The 2,810-nt window shown below is 75.4% G+C and carries 2 protein-coding genes; one reads left to right on the top strand and one right to left on the bottom strand.

Annotation, left to right across the window (positions count from 1 at the left end; all coding sequences use genetic code 11):
- The coding region (locus tag CTKZ_RS16180; protein WP_371852386.1) for a DEAD/DEAH box helicase at positions 1 to 1,707 on the bottom strand (1,707 nt) is incomplete at its 3' end.
- 289 nt (positions 1,708 to 1,996) lie between these two features.
- Here CTKZ_RS16180 and CTKZ_RS16175 point away from each other — a divergent pair.
- A complete protein-coding gene (locus CTKZ_RS16175; protein WP_124343909.1) occupies positions 1,997 to 2,740 on the top strand; it encodes a ferritin-like fold-containing protein in 744 nt (247 codons plus the stop codon).
- Positions 2,741 to 2,810: the final 70 nt, after the last annotated feature.

The following is a 2,810-nucleotide window of genomic DNA, read 5'->3' as shown; positions in this document are numbered from 1 at the left end:
GCCCTCGCCCGCCTCGCCGCCGCCCTCGGCGCGCGGAGCGTCGGAGCCGCCCTGCTCGCTGCGCTCGGCGCCCTCGGACGTCGCGGCACCCTCGCCCGCTCCGCCACGGCCACCGCGACGACGGCGACGGCCGCCCCCCTCGCGGGAGCCGTCCTCGTCGCGACGCGGCTGGCCACCGCGCTGCTCACCACCACGCTGCTCACCACCGCGCTGCTCACCACCGCGCTGCTCACCGCCACGCTGCTCGCCCCCGCGACCGCGGGAGCCTGCGCTGCCGGTGCGCGCACCGGCGCCACCGCCGCGCTTGCCGGTCTCGCCCAGGTCCTCGATCGCCTCGGCGGCGAGACCCGCGCGGGTCTGCTGCGCCTTCGGCAGCCGGCCCTTGACGCCCTCGGGGATGTCGAGGTCGGCGTAGACGTGCGGCGACGACGAGTACGTCTCGACCGGCTCGGGGATGCCGAGCCCGAGCGCCTTGTCGATGAGCGACCAGCGCGGCATGTCGTCCCAGTCGACGAACGTGACCGCGGTGCCCTTGTTGCCCGCGCGGCCTGTGCGGCCGGTGCGGTGCAGGTAGGTCTTCTCGTCCTCGGGGCACTGGTAGTTGACGACGTGCGTGACGTCCTCGACGTCGATGCCGCGCGCGGCGACGTCGGTCGCGACCAGCACGTCGACCTTGCCGTGGCGGAACGCGCGCAGCGCCTGCTCGCGCGCGCCCTGGCCGAGGTCGCCGTGCAGCGCGCCCGCGGCGAACCCGCGCTCGACCAGGTCGTCGGCGACCTTCGCGGCGGTCCGCTTGGTCCGCGCGAACACGATCGTCAGGCCGCGTCCGTTCGCCTGGAGGATGCGCGCGAGCAGCTCGACCTTGTCGAGCGCGTGCGCCCGGTAGACGACCTGCTTGATGTTCTTGACGGTCTGGCTGCCGTCGTCGTCCGGGTCGGCCGCGCGGATGTGCGTGGGCTGCGTCATGTAGCGGCGCGCCATCGCGACGACCGCGCCCGGCATGGTCGCGGAGAAGAGCATGGTGTGGCGCGACGCGGGGGTCGCGGCGAGCAGCGTCTCGACGTCGGGCAGGAAGCCGAGGTCGAGCATCTCGTCGGCCTCGTCGAGCACGACGGTGCGCACGCGGGTGAGGTCGAGGTGGCGCTGCTTGAGCAGGTCGATCATGCGGCCCGGCGTGCCGACGACGACGTCGACACCCTTGTTGAGCGCCTCGATCTGCGGCTCGTACGCGCGGCCGCCGTACACCTGGACGACGCGGACCGTGCGGCGCGCCGACGCGGTCGCGAGGTCCCCGGCGACCTGCACCGCGAGCTCACGGGTCGGCACGACGACGAGGGCCTGCGGCTTGCCGGGCGCGGGGAGCTGGTCGTAGCCGTCCTCGCCGGGTGCGACGACCGCGTGGAGCAGCGGGACGCCGAAGCCGAGGGTCTTGCCGGTGCCCGTCTTGGCCTGGCCGATGATGTCGTGCCGCGACAGCGCGACGGGCAGCGTCATGGCCTGGATCGGGAAGGGGTGCGAGATGCCCGCGTCGGCGAGCGCCTGCACGATCTCGGGGCGGACGTCGAAGTCCGCGAAGGACGCGTCGACGGCCTGCACCGACGAGTACGTCGAGCGCAGCGGCCGCGTCATGGGGGCGGCGAGCGCGCTCGCGGCGGCGTCGGGGCTGTCGGGGGAGTCGACGGTGGTGCCGGGGTCGGTCGTGGTCACGTTGGCTTCTCACTGCGCAGGGTGGTGGTCCGCGCGCTGTCCAGGAGCGGCCGGCGATCGCGGCGTTCCCGGGCGACAGCGGTCACCACGCGGGTTGGCCGGCAGCCGATCGTGAAAGTCGCTCGCGAGCCGCTGCGGACGTGCGTCCGGCGCTGCGCGAGCCGGTCCTGGGACCGGGGACGGCGTCCCCTCCGAGACGACCGGGCAACCGATGTACCCCCCCAGCCTATCGGACGACCCTGTGGACCGTTCCGCGCACGGCGGCGCGGCGTCGGCATACGATCCTCGGATGACCACGCACGCACTCCCGGCCGGTCCCGACGACGCGCCCGCCGCCCGTCCCGGACCCTCGCAGGCCGACACCGTGGAGCTGCTCGGGCTGGTCGCGCAGCTGGAGCAGATCGCCTTCGCACGGCTCGCCGCCGACGCGTCGGTCGCCCCCACGACCGACCAGCGGCTGCAGCTGAGCGGGTTCGCCGCGGCCGCGGTCGCCCGTCGCGACACCGTGATGGCGCGGATCACCGAGCTGGGCGCGGACCCCGTCGCCGCGGTCGCGCAGTTCGACCACGTCCTCGACGACTTCGACGCCCGCACGCAGCCCAGCACGTGGTGGGAGCGGCTGCTCAAGGCCTACGTCGGCTACGGCGTCGCGGACGACTTCTGCCGGGTCGCGGCCGAGGGCCTCGACGCGGAGTCCCGCCGGGTCGTGCTCGCGGTCCTCGACGACGCCGCCCACGCCGAGCTGGCCGTGGCCGAGCTCGACGCCGCCGGCTCCGACGACGGCGTGCTCAGCTCGCGGCTCGCGCTGTGGGGCCGCCGGCTCGTGGGGGAGGCGCTCGGCGTCGTGCAGCGGCTGCTCGTGCAGCGCCCCGGTCTCGTGCGGCTCGTGTCGAGCGGGACGGGCGACGCGGTCGTCGCGGCCGACCAGCAGGCCGACGGGCGCACCGCCCCGGCGAACCCGCCGACCAAGCTCTTCGGCGAGCTCACCGCGCAGCACACCCGCCGGATGTCGCGGCTCGGCCTCACCGCCTGAGCCACCCCGGCGCGTTGCCGCCGGGAGCCGCGCCCGCTCGGCGGCCCGCGGACATGACGAGGCCCCCGCG

The sequence above is a fragment of the Cellulomonas algicola genome (genome assembly GCF_003851725.1).
GTDB classification, from domain to species: domain Bacteria; phylum Actinomycetota; class Actinomycetes; order Actinomycetales; family Cellulomonadaceae; genus Cellulomonas; species Cellulomonas algicola.
This window is presented reverse-complemented; position numbering and strand designations above follow the sequence as displayed.

Coding starts and splice junctions, on each gene's coding strand:
- CTKZ_RS16175 (WP_124343909.1), top strand. CDS start 1,997: ATGACCACGCACGCACTCCCGGCCGGTCCCGACGACGCGCCCGCCGCC.